This window comes from Streptomyces sp. NPDC058880, assembly GCF_042742535.1.
Classification (GTDB): domain Bacteria; phylum Actinomycetota; class Actinomycetes; order Streptomycetales; family Streptomycetaceae; genus Streptomyces.
The window spans coordinates 1-17,650 of the sequence record NZ_JBHYMC010000044.1 but is presented as its reverse complement, the minus strand read 5'-3'; the positions used below and the strand labels follow the sequence as shown (position 1 = coordinate 17,650).

Here is a 17,650-nt window from a genome sequence, read left to right as displayed (position 1 = left end):
CCTCAAAGGTCCTACTTGGTCATGGCTGTCCCGGTGCGACCGGGCACGTACCGCTACTTGGCGCAGACGGACTTGTCGGCCTGCGCCTGCTGGACGTCCTTGGACAGCTCCTGCGGCACCGGCGGCGCCAGCGGGGAACCCGCCTGCTGGAAGTCCGGACCCAGGGTCAGCTTCATCGGGGTCTTCGCCGCCGCGTCCGCCGTGCCCATCTTCAGCGCGGTGGCCGGGAGTCCCAGGGCGTCCGCGAGCGCGCGGGCCTGGGCGGCCTGGTTGGGGGCGTACTCCAGCTGCGTGGCGTCCACCTTCGACGGGGCGTTGCCCTCGTTGCTGGCCTTTGACATCCCCTTGGTGTTCTGCAGCCAGTTCAGCGTGCCGGAGGCGGCGCCCTTGGGGCCGCCGCCGTTGTAGATGTTCACCCGTACGTCCCCGGCGGGCGCCCGGTCGCCCTGGAGCAGCGCGTCCTGCTTGGCCTTCGCGTCGGCGTCGGCCGCGTCCTTGGCGGCCTGCTCCTTCTTCTCGACCTCCGTGAGCGAGACGTCCCCCCGGATCATCTGCAACAGGGGATCGGCCAGCGCCTTGTTGACCACCACGGTCGCCTTGCGGTTCGCGGGCTCGGCCGGGTTGTCAAGGACCGGCAGGGTGGTGAAGGTGATGTTCTTGAGGTCGATGTCCTTCAACTCGCTGGCGAGATCGGTGAGTTTGCCGATGGAACCCAAGCCCGGGTCCACGGTCAGCGACTTGGTGGCCGCCTCCGCCAGCGAGAAGAACTTCTTCGGACTGGTCAGCGTCTCCTTGGACTTCATCTCGCGCATCATCGAACCGAGGAACTGCTGCTGGGTCTTGATGCGGTCCAGGTCGCTCTGGTTGCCGAAGGCGTGCCGGGTCCGCACGAAGGCCAGCGCCTGCTCGCCCTCCAGCCGGTGCTCGCCCTCGGAGAGCTTCAGCTTGGAGTCCTTGTCGTCGACGGCCTTCTCCAGGCACACGGGCACGCCGCCCACCGCGGTGCTCAGGGTCTTCACCGCGTTGAAGTCGACCATCATGAAGTTGTCGACCTCGATGCCGGTGACCTCCTTGACCGTGCGCATCGTGCAGCCCGCGTCGCGGCCCTCCTGGCCCAGGCTGGTATTGAAGCGTGTGCCCTTCGTGCCGCGGATGGTCTTGGTGGTGCCGTCCGGCTGCTTCGTCGGGCAGTCGGGGATGTTGGTGATCAGGTCGCGGGGGATGGACAGCGCGGTGGCGTTGGAGCGGTCCTTGGCGATGTGGAAGAGGATCGTGGTGTCGGCGTGGCCGACGCTGTCCTTGTCGCCGTACCCCTCGTTGCCCGCACCGCTGCGCTTGTCGGTGCCGATGACCAGGATGTTGATGGCCTGGTCCTTCTTGAACCCGCCGGTGCCCGCGCCCGCGATGTCGGTGACGCTGAGGTTGCCGTTGAGGTGGTCGTAGTAGAGGTACGCGGCGGCGGCGCCGCCGACCAGCAGCAGGGCCAGGCTGCCGCTGGTGATCAGCAGGGCCTTCTTGCGCCGTCCGCCACCGCCGCCGCCCTTGCGCGAGCGGCCGCTCCTGCGGCCGCCGGGCGGGGCGTCGCCACGGCGCGGCTTGGGTACGCCGGGGGAGGGCGCGGTGGGGGCGGTGGGGGCCGACGAGGATCTACGGGGCGCGGCGACCTTGGGCCGCTCTCGCGCTGCGGAGTCGTTCAGTTGCAGCTCGTAGTGGCCGGTGCGGGGATTGAGCACCCACTGGTCTGCGGGGTCGATCTCGTCCGCCCGCCCACGGCTTTGCGCATCCACGGTTGCTCGAATCCTCCGTCGGGTGCCTCGCGACGCGCCTCCCCAAGGCGCACGGTCAACGATCCGGCTGCTGGTACCCGGTCTCCGGTCCGGCCGGGCACCGGATCGCTCACCTTATCCGTCCTGTTCGGCCGCAAACCATGGTGGTGACACATTCCACTCCCCTTATAACGGGGTGAACAGCCCATTCCACTCGGTCCGGTCGCCGGCTTTTGGATTGCTTTACCGGCACCCGGTGTGCCCTGCGGTCGTTCCTGTGAAGGTAGGGATGGGCGCGGAGGGGGTCGGGGTTCCCTCGCCGGCCGAATTCCCTTCCGGAGCGGCGTCCGTTGCCGTCGCGGCCGGGGTCGGGGCGGCGTTCCCGGGGGTCCGAGGCCGCGCCGAGGCCGTCGCCCCGGGCGGGGTCACCGTCAGCGGCCCGTCCTCCCTCAGCTGTCGGAACAGTCGCCCGGCGTCGGGCTCCACCAGTTCGTCCCGGTTGGGGTCGGGGGCGTAGGGGCGGCGCGGCACCGTCAGGAACGTCATGCGATCGGTCGGTATGTCCCGTATACCTCGGACGAGTTCGTACATGTCGCGCAGCGACGCCAGCCCGGGGTCGGTGGTCAGCGAGGAGGTGGCGGCGCTCAGCAGCGGGTACAGCCGTGCCGGGTTCAGCAGGACGCCGTTGCTCTGCACCTTCTTGACGAGCGAGCCGAGGAACTGCTGCTGACGCTCCATCCGTTCGGTGTCGCTGCCGTTGCCCAGGCTGTGCCGGGCCCGGACGAACCCCAGTGCCTGCTCGCCCCGCAGGGTCTGCCGGCCGGCGGGCAGCTTCAGCTTGGCCTGCACGTCGTCGATCGGCTGGGTGAGGCAGACGTCCACCCCGCCGACGGCGTCGACCATCCGCTTGAACCCGCTGAAGTCGATGACCATGTGGTGGTCGATGCGAATACCCGTGAGCTTCTCCACCGTCCGGATCGTGCAGGCGGCCCCGCCCCACTCGAACGCCCAGTTGAACTGAGCGAAGGAGCCCCCGGTGCGGCTTCCGTCCGGCTGCAGGCAGGAGGGGATCTCCGTCATCAGGTCCCGGGGGATCGACACGGCGGTCGCGCTCCGGCGCTCCTTCGGCAGGTGCAGCAGGATGGTGGTGTCCGAGCGCTGGGTGCCCTTGTCCTCCCCGTAGCCGGCGTTGCCCCTGCCCGCACGCGAGTCGGAGCCGATCAGCAGGATGTTCTGGGCGCCCGTGGCGAGGCGCGCCGGGCGTTCGCGCTCGTAGCGCTCCAGCTCGGCAGCGGCGGAGGTGTCCTCGGTGATGTTCGCGTCGAGCTTGCCGTAGAGCCACCACCCGGTGGCCGCCCCCGCCAGCACCAGCAGTGCGAGCCCCAGGCCGATCCAGCGCAGCAACCGGTGCCTGCGGTCCCGCGGAGGCCGTCGCCCGCCTCCGGCCGCGTCGGTGCCGTCCGGTATGCCTGAGCTGTCCGTCACTGGCGTGTGTCCCCTCGCCGCTGCGAGCAGCCGTACGGGTGAGCACGGCCACTGCCGATCCTGCCCCCGGGGTGCCGGAGCGGCCCGGGGGCGGGGTCGTGTCTAGGGCCGTACGGGTGACAGATCGGCCGTTCCCGACATTGATCGGTCCGGGTGACGGAGCGCGCCCCGGTATCAGGCCGTGTGGGTGACGCGCTCGCTCTCGGTGCGCTGGGCCAGCGCCTCGGCGGACAGCCGCTCCAGGTTCCGGCAGAGCACCACGGAGGCCCCCGCGGCCAGTGCGGCGTACAGCCCCGCGGACAGCCCTTCCCAGGTGTCGTAGCCGAGGCCGGTCAGGATCCGCGACCCCTCGCCGAGGCCGAGCCCGGCCGCGTCCTCGCGGGCCCGGGCGACCAGCGCCGTGTGCGAGAGCTCCTCGCCGCCGACGACCAGCGCGGGACCCTCGGGCTGCACCGGGACGAAGGGGGCGAAGCGGTCGCCCTGTCCCGGCACCTCCACCGCGTAGTCCGCGAACCCCGCCGGAGGCTGCGGGAAGCGCCCGCCCAGCGGCCGCAGGGCCAGCGCCACCCGCTCGCCGTCGCACTCCAGCGCTCGTTCCAGCGTGTCCGGACCGCTGACGACGAGATCGGCGTCACCCGGTTCCCCGCCCACCGAGGCGACGACCCCGACCGCGTCGCAGGCGAGCAGCCACACGGCGCTCTGCCAGTGCGCGGGCAGCAGCAGCGCGAGCCGGTCCCCGGGCTCGGCTCCCAGGTCGCCCTGGAGCAGGTTCGCGGTCTTGGCCACCCAATTGGCGAAGGTCGCGACGGACAATTCGACGCGTTCGCCGGTGGCGTCGTCGTAGAAGGTGACGAGCGGGCGGCCCGGATCGGCCGCGAGCGCGGATTGCAGCAGGTCGGCAGGGGTGCGGTCAGTGGCGTTCACCCGGCACAGGGTACGCGGGCGCCCTCCTCCGTACGGGGGCGCCGGTACCTCCGTACGGAGGAGGGGTGTCCGCGGGGCAGCGGACGGAGCATCAGATCTCGGATGGCGCCCCGCGGTGAGCGTGCCCACCATCCTTGTCATGCGTGGATTCCTTGCTTCCTCGATCGGCGTCGCGACGGCCGCCGCACTGGCCCTGCCCCTCGCGCTCCCGACTCCAGCACTCGCCGAAACCGTCCCCGTAACCCCGGCCGGGTCCACCCAGTCGCTGCCGCTCGTCCCCATGGGGGCCGCGGCGGACCGCATGCCCGGCGTCCCCGGGATGAGCGCCTCGCCCCGCGGCCCGGAGACGCAGGGGCTGCCCGCCCGTGAGGTCAGGACGTTCTCCCTCGTCGGTGTCGTCTGGGACGACGTCACCACCCAGCTCAACGGCCGCGTCCAGGTCCGTACGCGTTCCGTCCGGACCGCCACCTGGTCCGACTGGCAGGACGTCGAGGTCCACAACAGCGAGCACGCGGCCGACCCCGACGCGGTGGAGCGCGACTCCGGCCGGGTGCGCGGCGCCACCGCCCCCCTGTGGGTCGGTGAGTCCGACGGCGTGGAGGTCCGCGTCCAGGCGGAACCGGACGCCCCGGCCACTCCGGAGGGCACCGGGCTCCCCTCGGGCATGCGCATCGAACTCGTCGACCCGGGCGCGCAGGTGCCGGCCGGGTCCACCGACGGCAAGAACAGCGGCCCGGCCGACGACAAGGGCGAGGTGGTCGCGCCCGGCCTGACCATGGAGATGGCGGAGGCCTCCGCGGCGAACGTGCCGCACGCCCCGCTCGGCGCGAACGAGATCACCGAGCTCAACAAGGCCGACTCCACCGCCGACGCCGTCTTCGCCGGCGAACTCACCGCGGCAGCCGCCCCCTACATCGGGCCGCGCCCGCGGATCGTCACCCGCAGGGGGTGGGGCGCGGACGAGTCCCTGCGCGAGAAGGCCTTCGCCTACACGCGCACCGTCAAGGCGGCGTTCGTCCACCACAGCGCCTCCGGCAACAACTACGCCTGCAAGGACGCCCCGGCGGTGCTGCGCAGCCTGTACCGCTACCACGTGGTCAGCAGCGGCTGGCGCGACTTCGGCTACAACTTCGCCGTCGACAAGTGCGGCACGGTCTACGAGGGCCGCGCGGGCGGTGTCTCCAAGCCGGTCCTCGGAGCGCACACCATGGGCTTCAACACGGACAGCATGGGCGTGGCGGTGCTCGGCACCTTCACGAACTCGGCGCCGCCGGCGGCCGCCGTCGACGCGGTCGCCCGCCTCACCGCCTGGAAGCTCGGCCTCTTCGGCCGGGACCCGCGCGCCAAGACCACCCTCAAGTCGGGCGGCGGCAACCGCTACCCGAAGGGCAGGAACGTCTCGATGAACGTCATCTCGGGCCACCGGGACGGCTTCGCGACGGAATGCCCCGGCAGGCAGCTGTACGGCAAGCTCCCCACCACCCGCACCTCCTCGGCCAAGCTCCAGGGCCGCCCGTAGTCCCCGGGGCGGGCCGGGACGGCGGGCTCCGCCCGGAACCCGACGGCCCCGCCGCCCCGCCCCGCCCCGACCCGCCCCGGGCATGGCGGGCGGGGCCGCAACACGGTTGCCGCGTCCGCGTCCGTGGCTTCGCCCGCGGACGAAGCCACGGCTCCGGGGCGGGCCGGCCGGCGGGCTACGCTCGACCCATGGCCGGCCGCTTCGACCCCCTCGACCGGACCGCCGTACGCGGCGGCCGCACCGACGTGCCCCCGGGCCGAGGCCGAGCCGCCGGCGCGGGTGCGAAGGAACGCCGCTGGACCCCCGACGGGCCCGTCGACCTCGGCCTCACGCTCGGTCCGCTCCGCCGCGGCCCCGCCGACCCCACCTTCCGCACCACGCCCGACGGCTCCGTCTGGCGCGCCACCCGCACCCCCGACGGGCCCGCCACTCTCCGGGTCTCCCGGACCGGCACGGAGATCGAGGCCGAGGCATGGGGAGCCGGCGGTGCCTGGCTGCTCGACCAGCTGCCCGCACTGCTCGGTGCGGGCGACGACCCGGCGGTCTTCGTGCCGCGCCACCGCCTCGTGCACGCCAGCCACCGCCGCCGCCCGGGCCTGCGCCTGACGCGTACCGGCCTGGTGCTGGAGTCCCTGATTCCCACGGTGCTGGAACAGAAGGTCACCGCCGACGAGGCGTACCGGGCCTGGCGCCGACTCGTACAGCAGTATGGCGAGCCCGCGCCCGGCCCCCACGGGCAGAACCTGCACGTCATGCCCGACCCCCGCACCTGGGCGATGATCCCGTCCTGGGACTGGCACCGGGCCGGTGTCGACGCCAAGCGCTCCGACACCATCGTCCGGGCCGTACGCGTCGCGAACCGTCTGGAGGAGGCGGCGGCCATGGACCTGGCCGGGGCCGCGCGCCGGCTGGAGGCCGTGCCCGGCATCGGCCCGTGGACCTCCGCCGAGACCCTCCAGCGCAGCAATGGCCACCCCGACGCCGTCACCACCGGCGATCTGCACCTGCCCGGCATCATCGGCTTCGCCCTCGCCGGCGACCGCGACGCCGACGACGCCGCCATGCTGGAACTCCTCGCGCCGTACGCCGGCCAGCGCCACCGGGCGGCCCGCCTCGTCCTCCTCGCGGGCCGCACCCCGCCCCGCCGCACCCCCCGCATGCCCCGCGGCGACATCGGCCGCTTCTGAGGGGCAGGGCAGGGGGAGGAGGGGGCACGGCGGTCGTCAGCGGACCTCGACGAAGTCCTCCGCGGAGCGGCTCGGCCGCTGCGGCGGGGCCGCCGCCGGGTGGCCCACCGCCACCGCCCCCATCGGATCCCAGTCCGGCGGCAGCTCCAGGACCTCCCGCACCACGTCCCGGCAGAACATGGTCGAGGACACCCACGCCGATCCCAGCCGCTCACCGGCCAGCGCGACCAGCAGGTTCTGCACGCCGGCGCCCATGGCCACCACGAACATCTCCCGCTCAGCGGCGTCCCGCCGGGCGTGCCCGTAGTGGTGCGCCCCGTCCGTCACCAGACACGGCACCACCAGGTACGGGGCGGCCCGCAGCACGTCCCCGCGCCGCACCCGCTTCGCGATGGACTCCTCGGACCTGCCGTCCGACCGCAGGTCCGCGATCCATGCGTCGCGCATCGCGTCGAGCAACCGCAGCCGTGCGGGCTCGGACTCCAGCAGCACGAACCGCCACGGCGTCGTGTGGTGGGGTGCCGGGGCGGTCACGGCCGCCGCCACCGCCCGCCGCACCGCGCCCGGGTCCACCGGCTCCGCCGTGAAGGCCCGTACGGTGCGGCGCTGCGTCACGGCTTCCCGTACCGCCTCCGAGGTGCCCAGCCGGAACATGTCGTCGGCCGGCGTGCGCACCAGGTCCCGCGCCGTCGCCCCCTCGCCCAGGACGTGCGCCAGTCCGCGCACGACGGCCACCGGCAGGCCGGCGGCCTTGCCCTTGACCAGATCGCCGGCGGCGGCGAGCTCGTCCGCCGTCGCCACCACGGTCGCGCTGAGCGGGTTGCCGTGGGCGTCGGTGGCGCCGCGCAGGTCGTCCAGGACCCGCACGCCGGCCGAGCCGATGGCGACGTCCGTCAGCCCGTTGCGCCACGGCCGCCCGAAGGTGTCCGTGACGACCACGCCCACGTCCACGCAGAGCGCGTCGCGCACTCCGGCGCGGATCGCGGCGGCCGAGGCGTCCGGATCCTCCGGGAGCAACAGCACGGTGCCGGGGGCGGTGTTGGAGGCGTCCACACCGGCCGCGGCCATCACCAGGCCCTGCCGGTTCTCGACGATCCGCAGGGTGCCCCGCCGCGCGACCACCCGTACGGTTTCCGCGTCGACGGCGGCCTCGCGCGACTCCGCCCGTACGATCCGCCCCTCGGCCTTGGACACGATCTTCGAGGTGACGAGCAGGACGTCGCCGTCGCACAGATCGGGGGCGGCCGTCGTGATCAGCTTGGCCAGGTCGTCGCCCGGCCTGATCTCCGGTATCCCGTCGACGGCCCGCACCTCGTACGAAGGGGCCGCCGTCACCGGGAGGCCTCCGCCAGCTCCAGCGCGGCCCGGGCCATCACGGCGGTGGCCGCCAGGTCGGTCATCATCAGCGGCACCGCGCGGCAGGTGATGCCGGCCGCCTCGACCTCGGCGACGGCGTCCGCGTCGGAGGTGTCGACGAGCCAGGCGTCGAGCAGTTCGGTCCCGTAGTGCAGGGCGACCGCGGCGGCGGTGGACTCGACGCCCACCGCGGCGAGCACCTTGTCGGCCATCCCGCGCACGGGCGCGCCGCCGACGATGGGGGAGAGGCCCACGACGGGGGCCCGGGCGGCGGCGACGGCGTCCCGGATGCCGGGCACGGCGAGGATCGTGCCGACCGAGACCACGGGGTTGGACGGCGGGAAGACGATCACGTCGGCCGCGGCGATGGCCTCCAGCACGCCGGGCGCGGGCTTGGCCTGCTCGGCTCCCACGGGTACGACGGCCTCCGCGTCCACCGAGGCGCGCAGCCGGACCCAGTACTCCTGGAAGTGGATGACCCGGCGCTCGCCCGTTCCGGCCTCGGTGATCGCGACGTGGGTCTCGACGCGGTCGTCGGACATCGGCAGCAGCCGCACCCCGGGCTGCCAGCGGTCGCAGAGTGCCTCGGTGACGGCACTGAGCGGGTAGCCGGCGCCGAGCATCTGCGTGCGGACGATGTGGGTGGCGAAGTCGCGGTCCCCGAGGCCGAACCAGGTGGGTCCGACCCCGTAGGCGGCGAGCTCCTCCTTGACGGTGAAGGACTCGTCGGTGCGGCCCCACCCCTGGTCCTCGTTGATGCCACCGCCGAGGGTGTACATCACCGTGTCCAGGTCGGGGCAGACCTTGAGCCCGAAGAGGTGAATGTCGTCACCGGTGTTGCCGATGACCGTGATGTCCGCGTCGGGCACCGCCGACTTGAGTCCGCGAAGGAACCGGGCGCCGCCTATACCGCCGGCCAGAACAACAATGCGCATGCAGACAGTCTGTCAGCCGAAGGCTGTCATGCGAGGGGTGGTGGTCGGGCGGCGGGTGGGAGCCGCGGGCCGGTCGTGCTCAGGCGGGGACGGACTCGGACTCGGACGCGGACGCGGCCGGGGAGCAGTTGTGCATCGGCATCTGGGTGAGCCCGGGGAAGTAGACGTGCAGGCTGACCGCGCCTTCGAGGGTGTCGTTGACGACCTCGTGGGTGTAGCCGGGGGCGAAGACGCGCTGGCCGCCGGCGCGGTGGGTGAGCCGTCCGCGGGAGGTGTGTTCGGTGAGCTCGCCCTCCAGGACCGTCAGGACGCCGGAGGAGGCGCCGTGGTCGTGCAGGCCGCTTCCCTGGCCGGGGACCCAGCTGAGCAGCCAGACCTCGTAGCCGGGGCCGGTGCGCAGCCGGTGGTACCAGCGGGTGGTGGCGTCGTACTGGACGAGGTGCTGCCAGGAGGCGCGGTCCTCGGCGATGGAGCGGGCCAGGCCGACGAACTCGGCGACGGTGGCCGGATGTTCGCGGGCCGGCTGGAGGAGGTGCTGGACGGCGAGGATGTCGCCGGCGATCTGCAGGTCGCTTTCGACGGTCGCGGGGGCGGCGGTCGTGCTGGTGGTGGTGCTGTTCATCGGGGTGTACCTCGACGGATGTCAGTTGTGCTGGCGGTTGCTGTGGGGGGAGGGCTGGAGCTCTGGGGAGCCGGGGCTCCACGGGCATCAACAGCAGCAACAGCAGCAGCGAACCTGGGCAGCGCACAGGAACCCACGAATGGGGGTCCGGGTGGTGGCTGCGGGCGCTGACATGCGAATAAGGAGAACGGGTGAGGGGTCCGGCTGTCAACTCAATGTCTGGTTTGGGGGAAAAGTTTCACCTCATCCGGTTGTCGCGCATGGAGAAAGGTTTGTGCAGTCGGCGGCGGGGCATGCGGCGCTGCATCGGAAGTCAAACCTGATCCGGCCATGTCGTGACCTGAATGTGATCTACGCCGCTCTTCGGGATGCGCCGCAACCTCGTGTCGGGGTGGCGCGTGCATTACGGGTGAAGGTGACATCTGATGGCGCCGATGGCATGTGTCACGATTTTTGGCGATATCAACACTTTCTGCATAGGCTTGGTTCCGCAGAGTGAATAAGGGGCCCGATAGCAGATCCCGGCTTGACTGCCCCGGAGCCACGCACTTGTAATTTCACTCGTGTCGTTACGTAGCTATGAGTGACGACGTGACCACGGGGACGCACCAACAGAGCGAGGGGCGCACATGACCGAGCTGTTTCAGGAACTGCTGGTCGAGGAAGCGGACGAGGAGCTCGGATGGCAGGAGCGCGCCCTGTGCGCCCAGACCGACCCCGAATCCTTCTTTCCCGAGAAGGGCGGCTCCACCCGCGAGGCCAAGAAGGTCTGCCTCGCCTGTGAGGTCCGCTCCGAATGCCTTGAGTACGCCCTCGCCAACGACGAGCGATTCGGTATCTGGGGCGGCCTGTCCGAGCGCGAGCGCCGCCGCCTGAAAAAGGCGGCCGTCTGACACCGCCGGAGCCCCACCGGCCCGGCACCCGCAGTACCCCGCACGACATATCCGAACATCGGAGCACGGCGTCGAACGCGACGCACGGCCGAACACAGAGCACCGCACACGGTCCGCCTCCTGCACCTTCCCCGCAGGAGGCGGACCGCTGCTGTGGCAGCCGTTAGGGTGGGGCGCTGTCCAGCAGCCTCCGAGGGCACACCACCCCCGGACCCCCGGCCGGAGGGCCCGTACCGCGATGTCCCTGCACAGCCAGTCGACGGCCTCCTACCAGGCGCCCGTCACACCCGAGTTCCCCCGGCACGTCGTCACCGCGGTCCTCGTGGCCCACGACGGCGCCCGCTGGCTGCCCCGGACGCTCGCCGGCCTCCTCGGCCAGGAACGCCCCGCCCAGAGCCACGTCGCCGCCGACACCGGCAGCGCCGACGACTCCGCCCGGCTGCTCACCGAGGCCCTCGGCGACGACCGCGTCCTGCACCTCGCCCGCCGCACCGGATTCGGCACCGCCGTCGACGAATCCGCCCGCACCGCCGGCACCCTGACCCCCGAGGACCTCCCGTACCTCAAGCGCCCCAGCGGCTGGGACCCGGTCAGCCGCACCTGGCGCGACGACGCCTACGACCTCCCCGACCTGCCCCACGGCGAACCCGTCCAGTGGCTCTGGCTCCTCCACGACGACAGCGCCCCCGAACCCGACGCCCTCGCCGAACTGCTCCGCGTCGCCGACGAGAACCCCGACGCCGCGATCATCGGCCCCAAGCTCCGCGGCTGGTACGACAACAAGCAGCTCCTCGAAGCCGGCGTCACCATCGCCCGCAGCGGCCGCCGCTGGACCGGGCTCGACCGCCGCGAACAGGACCAGGGCCAGCACGACCAGGTCCGCCCCGTCCTGTCCGTGTCCACCGCCGGCATGCTCGTGCGCCGCGACGTCTACGAAGAGCTCGGCGGCTTCGACCGGCGCCTGCCCCTCATGCGCGACGACGTCGACCTGTGCTGGCGCGCCCAGAGCGCCGGCCACACCGTCCTGGTCGCCCCGGACGCCGTCCTGCGCCATGCCGAGGCCTCCGCCCGCGAACGCCGCACCGTCGACTGCGCCGGCCGCACCACCGCCAGCCCGCACCGCGTCGACAAGGCCGGCGCCGTCTACACGATCCTCGCCAACAGCTCCGGCCGCGCCCTGCCCTACGTCCTGCTGCGCGTCCTGTTCGGCACCGTGCTGCGCACCCTCGCCTACCTCGTCGGCAAGGCCCCCGGCCAGGCCGTCGACGAGATCACCGGCCTCCTCGCCACACTGCTGCGCCCCGGCCGCCTCCTCGCCGCCCGCAGGGCCCGCCGCCGCCCCGCCGTCCCCGCCTCCGAACTGCGCCGGCTCTTCCCCCCGCCGGGAGCCTCCCTGCGGGCCAACGCCGACCAGCTCGCCGGCTACTTCGGCGGCGACCGCCACACCGCCGCCGCCCCCGCCGGCCGGCACGGTGGCGGCAGCATCCTGAACGCGCCCGGCGAGGACGGCCCCTACGAGGAGACCGAGCGCTTCGCGCGCCTCAAGCGGATCGCCCGCAACCCGGCGCCCCTCCTCTTCGGCCTCCTCCTCCTGGTCTCCCTCGCCGCCTGCCGCGCCCTGATCGGCGGAGGATCCCTCATGGGCGGCGCCCTGCTGCCCGCCCCCGCCGGCGGCCTGGACCTGTGGAGCATCCACACCGACGGCTGGCACCCCGTGGGCACCGGCTCCACCGCCGCCGCCCCGCCCTACCTCGCCGTCCTCGGCGCCCTCTCCACCCTGCTCCTCGGCTCCACCCAGGCCGCCCTGACCCTCCTGCTCGTCGGCTCCGTCCCGCTGGCCGGCCTCACCGCCTACTTCGCCTCCCGGCCGCTCGTCGAGTCCCGGCTGCTGCGCGCCTGGGCCGCCACCGCCTACGCCTTCCTCCCTGCCGTCACCGGCGCCCTCGCCGGCGGCCGCCTCGGCACCGCCGTCCTCGCCCTCGTGCTCCCCCTCATCGCCCGCTCCGCGATCGCCGCCTTCGGCCTCGGCGAGCCGGCGGCCACCGCCGAACAGCGGGGCGGCTGGCGCGCGGTGTGGACCTACACGCTCCTGCTGACCCTCGCCACCGCCTTCACCCCGGCCGTCTGGCCGCTCGCCGTCCTCCTCGGCGCCGCCGCGCTCGTCCTGCGCCGCGCGCAGTGGAAGACGTACGGCCTGCGGCTGCTCGCCACCCTCACCGTCCCCCTCGTCGTCCTCGCCCCCTGGTCGCTCGGCCTGCTCACCCACCCGGGCCGCCTCCTCCAGGAGGCCGGACTGCCCTACGGAGCCGGCTCCGCGGGCGCGCTGGACCTGCTCGGCATCAGCCCCGGCGGTCCCGGCACCGGCGCGCGCCTGATCCTCGCCGGCATCGTCCTGGCCGCCCTGGCCGCCCTGCTCCGCGCCGACCGGCAGTTCGCCGTCCGCACCGCCTGGGCCACCGCCCTGGCCGCCCTCCTCCTTGCGGTCCTCGCCAACCGCACCGCCTGGGCCGGACCGGCCACCCTCGTGTACGGGGCCGCCCTCCTCGCTGCCGCCATGGTCGGCGCGGACGGCGCCAAGGACCGCGTCGCCGCCCGCAACTTCGGCTGGCGCCAGCCACTGGCCGCGCTGATCGCCCTCGCCGCCGCCGCGGGCCCGCTGATCGCCGCGGCCACCTGGACGCTCGCCGGCGCCGACGGCCCGCTCCAGCGGCGCGACCCGGTGCAGGTACCGGCCTTCGTCGCCGACGCCGGCGACGACGACAACCAGACCCGCACCCTGCTCCTCGACCTCGACGGCCCCGCCAAGGTCTCCTACAGCCTCGTCCGCGGCCCGGGCGGCCGCCTCGGCGACGCCGAGATCGCCGCCCGGACCGGCGACGACCCCCGGCTCGACAAGGTCGTCTCCAACCTCGTCGCAGGCTCCGGCGCCGACCAGTCCAGCCAGCTCAGCGCCTATGCCATCCGCTTCGTGATGTTCCGCCCCGGCGGTCCCGAGGAGATCCGCCGGGTCCTCGACGCCACCCCGGGCCTGAGCCGCCGCCACCAGCAGGACGGCACCGCGCTGTGGGGCGTCGAGCCCTGGCTGCCGCGCGCCGTCATCGTCTCCGCCCAGCCGGGCGAGGCCCCGATTCCGGTCGCCGCGGGCCCCGTCGAGGTTCACGGCAAGATCCCCGCGGGCGAGGCGGGCCGCGTCCTGCGCATCGCCGACCGGGCCGACGGCGGCTGGCAGGCCACCCTCGACGGCAAGCCGCTCGCGTCGAAGACCCTCGACGGCTGGGCCCAGGGCTTCGAGCTCCCCGCCGGCGGAGGCAGCCTCGACCTCGTCCACGAGACGTCCCTGCTGCGGACCGCCTGGAACTGGACCCAGGGCCTGCTCGCCCTGGTCCTGCTGGTCATGGCTCTGCCCGGCCGACGGGCCGAGCTCGACGACGACCTGCCCGAGGAGGAGGTCGCGACCGCCTCGGGGCCCGGCCCCGGCGAAGCCTCGGAGGGCCGCCGCGCCCGCAGGCTCCGCGCCGAGGCCGAGGCGGACACCGCCCCCGGACCGGTGGAGACCGCGGCCGCCGCCGACCCCTACGCCCAGATTCCCGCGCAGCCGGCGTACGGCGAGGACTCCTATGCCTATCAGGCCTACGGAGACCCGAGCGGCTACGCGTACGAGCCCCAGCAGCCCCAGCAGCCCCAGGAGCAGTACCCGTACGAGCAGTACCCCGGGTACGACCAGCAGCAGGACAGCGCCGCCTACGAGACCCCCTACCCGCAGCACCACCCGCAGCACCACCCACAGCAGTACCCCTACCCGTACGAGCCCCACGAGCAGTACCCACCGCACGACGTCCACGCACAGCACGACCCGCGTCCCGACGGGAGCCCCCAGCAGTGAAGCAGCGCGCACCCCTGACGCTGGCGGCCGTGGTCGCGGCACTGGCCGCCCTCACCGGCGCGGCCGCCCTCACCGCGCCCGCCCCCGCGGGCGGAGCCCCCGACGCCAAGGCGGCGGCCTCGGCCCGGATGCCGGTCGAGCGATCCCTCCTGGTGTGCCCGGGGCCCAGCTCCTCGGACATCGCCGAGACCACGTACACCTCCTTCACGCCGGGTTCCCCCGCCGGCCAGGGCAAGGGCTCGGCCCGGCTGCTCGGCGCGACCAAGGACGCCAAACCCGTCCTGGAACCCAAAGAGCCCGGCAAGCCGGTCGGCGCCACGGCCAGTGGTGCCGACGCCCCCGCACTCACCGGCAGCGCCGACGGGGTCCTCGCCCCCGGCTGGACGGCCCAGCTGACCACCAGGATCTCGGTCGGCCGGGCCCGGGGCCTGCTCGGCGTCGGCTGCACGGAGCCCGGCACCGACTTCTGGTTCCCCGGGGTCAGCACCGCCAAGGGGCGCGAGGACTACGTCCACCTCACCAACCCCGACGACGCGGCCGCCGTCGTCGACATCGCGCTCTTCGGCCCCGACGGTGCGGCCAAGACCGACGCGGGCGCCGGCGAGAACATCCGCGTCGACCCGAAGTCCACCAAGACCGTCCTGCTCTCCTCCCTCCTCCCGGCCACCCAGCTCGCCGACGCCACCGCCCACGTGACGACCCGGGCCGGTCGGGTGGGCGCCTCCGTGCAGGTCTCCGAGGAGAGCGTCGGCGCCGACTGGCTGCCCGCCTCCACCGACCCGGCGGGCTCGCTGGTGCTGCCCGGCATCCCGGCGGACGCCGCCTCCGTACGGCTGGTCGCCTTCGTGCCCGGCGAGGAGGACGCGGACCTGAAGCTGCGCCTGGCCGGACCGGGCGGCGCCATCAGCCCGGCGGGCAGTGAGCAGCTGCACGTCAAGGCGGGCATGACGGCGGTCATGGACCTCAAGGACCTGACCCGGGGCGAGCCGGGCTCGCTGCTGCTGGCCCCGGCGGACGCCAAGAAGACCACACCGCTGGTCGCCGCGGTCCGAGTGGTCCGCGGCAGCGGCGCCAAGCAGGAGCTCGGCTTCATCCCGGCCACCGGGCCGGTCGGCGATCGGGCCACCGTGGCCGACAACCGGCCCGAGGAGAACACCACCCTGCTGTCGCTGACCGCGCCGGGCGCTGATGCGAAGGTCAGGGTGACGGCGTCCCCGGGCACCGCAGGAGGCGAGCCCGCCTCCCAGGAGGTCACGGTCAAGGCAGGCACCACCCAGACGCTGACCCTGGCCCCCGCGGGCGGAAAGGGCTCCTACGCCCTCACCGTCGAAACCCTCTCGGGCGGCCCGGTCCACGCGGCCCGCACCCTCTCCCTCCCGAACGACGGCATCGCGATGTTCACCGTCCAGGCGCTCTCCGACGACCACTCCACGGTGTCGGTCCCCGAGGCCGAGCAGGACCTCTCCGTCCTGACCAGGTGACGGGCCGGGACCCCGCCGCGGCCGGATCAGTCCTGGCCGTAGCGGGGGTCCACCGTCTCCGGAGTGAGTCCGAGCAGCTCCGCCACCTGCTCCACCACGATCTCGTGCACCAGCAGCGCCTTCTCGTCGCGCGTCTTCGTACGGATCTCCACCGGCCGCCGGAAGACCATGATCCGGGCCGGCCGTCCCGGCCGGGACTCCGACACCGCACCGAGCGGCACCGCCTCGTCGTTCCAGCCGCCGTCGGCACCGCCCGGAGGCCCCGGCACGTCGCCGACCAGGAACTCCACCTCGGACAGCTGCGGCCAGCGCCGCTCCAACCGCTCCACGGAGTCCCGCACAAGATCCCCGAACAGCTCCGCCCGGCTCGCCGCCAGGGGTACCTGGGGAGGGGCCAGCGGACCGCGCATCCCGCGCCCGTGCCGGTCCCGCCGACGCGTTCTGGGCTCGACGGGGACCCCCGCGGGAGGCTCGGCGGGGCAGGGGGGAAGAGGCGTGTCCGTCACCCCCGCAGGGTAGCTCCGAGCACGACACGGGGGAGTGAGCAGCGGTGGAGTCGTCGCGGCCCGGTCAAGAGTGCGGTACCGTCCAACGTCGTGAGCCTTGTACGTCGCTGTTCGCGCACCGCGTGCGGCCGCCCTGCCGTCGCGACACTGACGTACGTCTACGCCGATTCGACCGCAGTTCTCGGCCCGCTCGCCACATACGCCGAACCCCACTGCTACGACCTGTGCGCCGAGCACTCGGAGCGCCTGACGGCCCCGCGGGGCTGGGAGGTCGTCCGTCTGTCCGACGGGTCCGGTCCGTCGCGCCCCAGCGGCGACGACCTCGAAGCCCTGGCCAACGCCGTTCGCGAAGCCGCGCGCCCGCCGGCCCGTCCGGCCGGTCCCGGCGGATCCGGCACGTCCGGCAAGGGCGGCCAGAGCACCGGCGAGACCCGCCGCGGACACCTGCGCGTCCTCAGATCGCCGGATTCCTGACGCTCGGGCCATCTGCGGAACAGCTGTGGGTTCAAGGTAGGTTTTGCCGAACCGCACAGAACCTCAGGAGGGCAGGCAGTGGCCGCAGATCTTTCGAACATCGTCAAGGCGTATGACGTGCGTGGCGTTGTGCCGGACGAGTGGGACGAGTCGCTGGCGGAGCTGTTCGGTGGTGCTTTCGTCGAGGTCGTGGGTGGGTCGGCGATCGTGGTGGGGCATGACATGCGTCCGTCGTCGCCGGGGTTGTCGGCGGCTTTTGCGCGGGGTGCTGCGGCGCGTGGTGTGGATGTGACGTTGATCGGTTTGTGTTCGACGGATCAGTTGTATTACGCGTCGGGTGCGATGGGTCTGCCGGGTGCGATGTTCACGGCGTCGCATAATCCGGCGCGGTACAACGGGATCAAGATGTGTCGTGCGGGTGCGGCGCCGGTGGGTCAGGACACGGGGTTGTCGCAGATCCGGGTGTTGGTGGAGGGGTGGCTGGACGGGGGTGTTCCGGAGGTTCCGGCGGGGACGGTGCCGGGGACGGTGACGGAGCGGGACTCCCTGAAGGGGTATGCGGAGCATCTGCGGTCTTTGGTGGATCTGGCGTCGATCCGTCCGTTGAAGGTGGTTGTGG

The 17,650-nt window shown here is 73.2% G+C and carries 13 protein-coding genes and 1 pseudogene; 7 read left to right on the top strand and 7 right to left on the bottom strand.

The features are described 5' to 3' along the window. Positions 1–53 precede the first annotated feature (53 nt). The 3 genes from ACFW2G_RS22810 to ACFW2G_RS22800 form a co-directional block, all read right to left on the bottom strand. Positions 54–1,787 carry an LCP family protein gene (locus ACFW2G_RS22810; protein ID WP_384447924.1) on the bottom strand — a complete coding sequence of 578 codons (1,734 nt, stop codon included), beginning with the start codon at positions 1,785–1,787 and terminating at the stop codon, positions 54–56. 222 nt (positions 1,788–2,009) lie between these two features. Beyond that, positions 2,010–3,251, bottom strand: a complete 1,242-nt coding sequence (locus ACFW2G_RS22805; RefSeq protein WP_384582474.1) for an LCP family protein — start codon at positions 3,249–3,251, stop codon at positions 2,010–2,012. Between the two features lie 174 nt (positions 3,252–3,425). Next, positions 3,426–4,175, bottom strand: a complete 750-nt coding sequence (locus ACFW2G_RS22800; protein ID WP_037925319.1) for a TIGR03089 family protein — start codon at positions 4,173–4,175, stop codon at positions 3,426–3,428. A 139-nt stretch (positions 4,176–4,314) separates the two neighbouring features. Here ACFW2G_RS22800 and ACFW2G_RS22795 point away from each other — a divergent pair, with 139 nt between their 5' ends. Together ACFW2G_RS22795 and ACFW2G_RS22790 are read left to right on the top strand one after the other, a co-directional pair. Further along, positions 4,315–5,694 carry a peptidoglycan recognition protein gene (locus tag ACFW2G_RS22795; RefSeq protein ID WP_384582472.1) on the top strand — a complete coding sequence of 460 codons (1,380 nt, stop codon included), beginning with the start codon at positions 4,315–4,317 and terminating at the stop codon, positions 5,692–5,694. A gap of 188 nt (positions 5,695–5,882) precedes the next feature. Continuing rightward, positions 5,883–6,881, top strand: a complete 999-nt coding sequence (locus tag ACFW2G_RS22790; protein WP_037925322.1) for a DNA-3-methyladenine glycosylase — start codon at positions 5,883–5,885, stop codon at positions 6,879–6,881. Positions 6,882–6,917: 36 nt separating this feature from the next. On the opposite strand, the gene ACFW2G_RS22785 is transcribed toward ACFW2G_RS22790, so the two are convergent. The 3 genes from ACFW2G_RS22785 to ACFW2G_RS22775 form a co-directional block, all read right to left on the bottom strand. After that, positions 6,918–8,216, bottom strand: a complete 1,299-nt coding sequence (locus ACFW2G_RS22785) for a coenzyme F420-0:L-glutamate ligase (RefSeq protein ID WP_384582469.1) — start codon at positions 8,214–8,216, stop codon at positions 6,918–6,920. Continuing rightward, positions 8,213–9,172 (bottom strand): 2-phospho-L-lactate transferase, encoded by a 960-nt coding sequence (cofD, locus tag ACFW2G_RS22780; protein WP_037925326.1) that lies wholly within the window; start codon positions 9,170–9,172, stop codon positions 8,213–8,215. Before cofD ends, ACFW2G_RS22785 begins: the two co-directional genes overlap by 4 nt. 79 nt (positions 9,173–9,251) lie before the next feature. After that, positions 9,252–9,794 (bottom strand): cysteine dioxygenase, encoded by a 543-nt coding sequence (locus ACFW2G_RS22775; protein ID WP_384447910.1) that lies wholly within the window; start codon positions 9,792–9,794, stop codon positions 9,252–9,254. Positions 9,795–10,423: 629 nt separating this feature from the next. Here ACFW2G_RS22775 and ACFW2G_RS22770 point away from each other — a divergent pair. The 3 genes from ACFW2G_RS22770 to ACFW2G_RS22760 all read left to right on the top strand — a co-directional run bounded on the left by ACFW2G_RS22770 (position 10,424) and on the right by ACFW2G_RS22760 (position 16,051). Beyond that, positions 10,424–10,687 carry a WhiB family transcriptional regulator gene (locus ACFW2G_RS22770; protein WP_003983763.1) on the top strand — a complete coding sequence of 88 codons (264 nt, stop codon included), beginning with the start codon at positions 10,424–10,426 and terminating at the stop codon, positions 10,685–10,687. A gap of 238 nt (positions 10,688–10,925) precedes the next feature. Further along, positions 10,926–14,570, top strand: a complete 3,645-nt coding sequence (locus tag ACFW2G_RS22765) for a glycosyltransferase (protein ID WP_384582467.1) — start codon at positions 10,926–10,928, stop codon at positions 14,568–14,570. Further along, complete coding sequence (locus ACFW2G_RS22760; RefSeq protein ID WP_037925329.1) at positions 14,567–16,051, top strand: DUF5719 family protein; 1,485 nt, start codon at positions 14,567–14,569, stop codon at positions 16,049–16,051. The genes ACFW2G_RS22765 and ACFW2G_RS22760 overlap by 4 nt, the downstream gene beginning before the upstream one ends. Before the next feature lie 26 nt (positions 16,052–16,077). On the opposite strand, the gene ACFW2G_RS22755 is transcribed toward ACFW2G_RS22760, so the two are convergent. Beyond that, complete coding sequence (locus ACFW2G_RS22755) at positions 16,078–16,557, bottom strand: metallopeptidase family protein (protein WP_370466515.1); 480 nt, start codon at positions 16,555–16,557, stop codon at positions 16,078–16,080. 90 nt (positions 16,558–16,647) lie between these two features. On the opposite strand from ACFW2G_RS22755, the gene ACFW2G_RS22750 reads away from it, so the two are divergent. Then, positions 16,648–17,031, top strand: coding sequence for a DUF3499 domain-containing protein (locus ACFW2G_RS22750; protein ID WP_384447903.1), 384 nt, complete (start codon positions 16,648–16,650; stop codon positions 17,029–17,031). A 78-nt stretch (positions 17,032–17,109) separates the two neighbouring features. Then, positions 17,110–17,650: pseudogene (gene manB, locus ACFW2G_RS22745) on the top strand (phosphomannomutase/phosphoglucomutase); the annotation flags it as partial.

Excerpts from the sequence above, each read along its gene's own strand:
- ACFW2G_RS22765 (WP_384582467.1), top strand. The coding sequence starts at position 10,926 with ATGTCCCTGCACAGCCAGTCGACGGCCTCCTACCAGGCGCCCGTCACA.
- ACFW2G_RS22795 (WP_384582472.1), top strand. The coding sequence starts at position 4,315 with ATGCGTGGATTCCTTGCTTCCTCGATCGGCGTCGCGACGGCCGCCGCA.
- ACFW2G_RS22775 (WP_384447910.1), bottom strand. The coding sequence starts at position 9,794 with ATGAACAGCACCACCACCAGCACGACCGCCGCCCCCGCGACCGTCGAA.
- cofD (WP_037925326.1), bottom strand. The coding sequence starts at position 9,172 with ATGCGCATTGTTGTTCTGGCCGGCGGTATAGGCGGCGCCCGGTTCCTT.
- ACFW2G_RS22790 (WP_037925322.1), top strand. The coding sequence starts at position 5,883 with ATGGCCGGCCGCTTCGACCCCCTCGACCGGACCGCCGTACGCGGCGGC.
- ACFW2G_RS22770 (WP_003983763.1), top strand. The coding sequence starts at position 10,424 with ATGACCGAGCTGTTTCAGGAACTGCTGGTCGAGGAAGCGGACGAGGAG.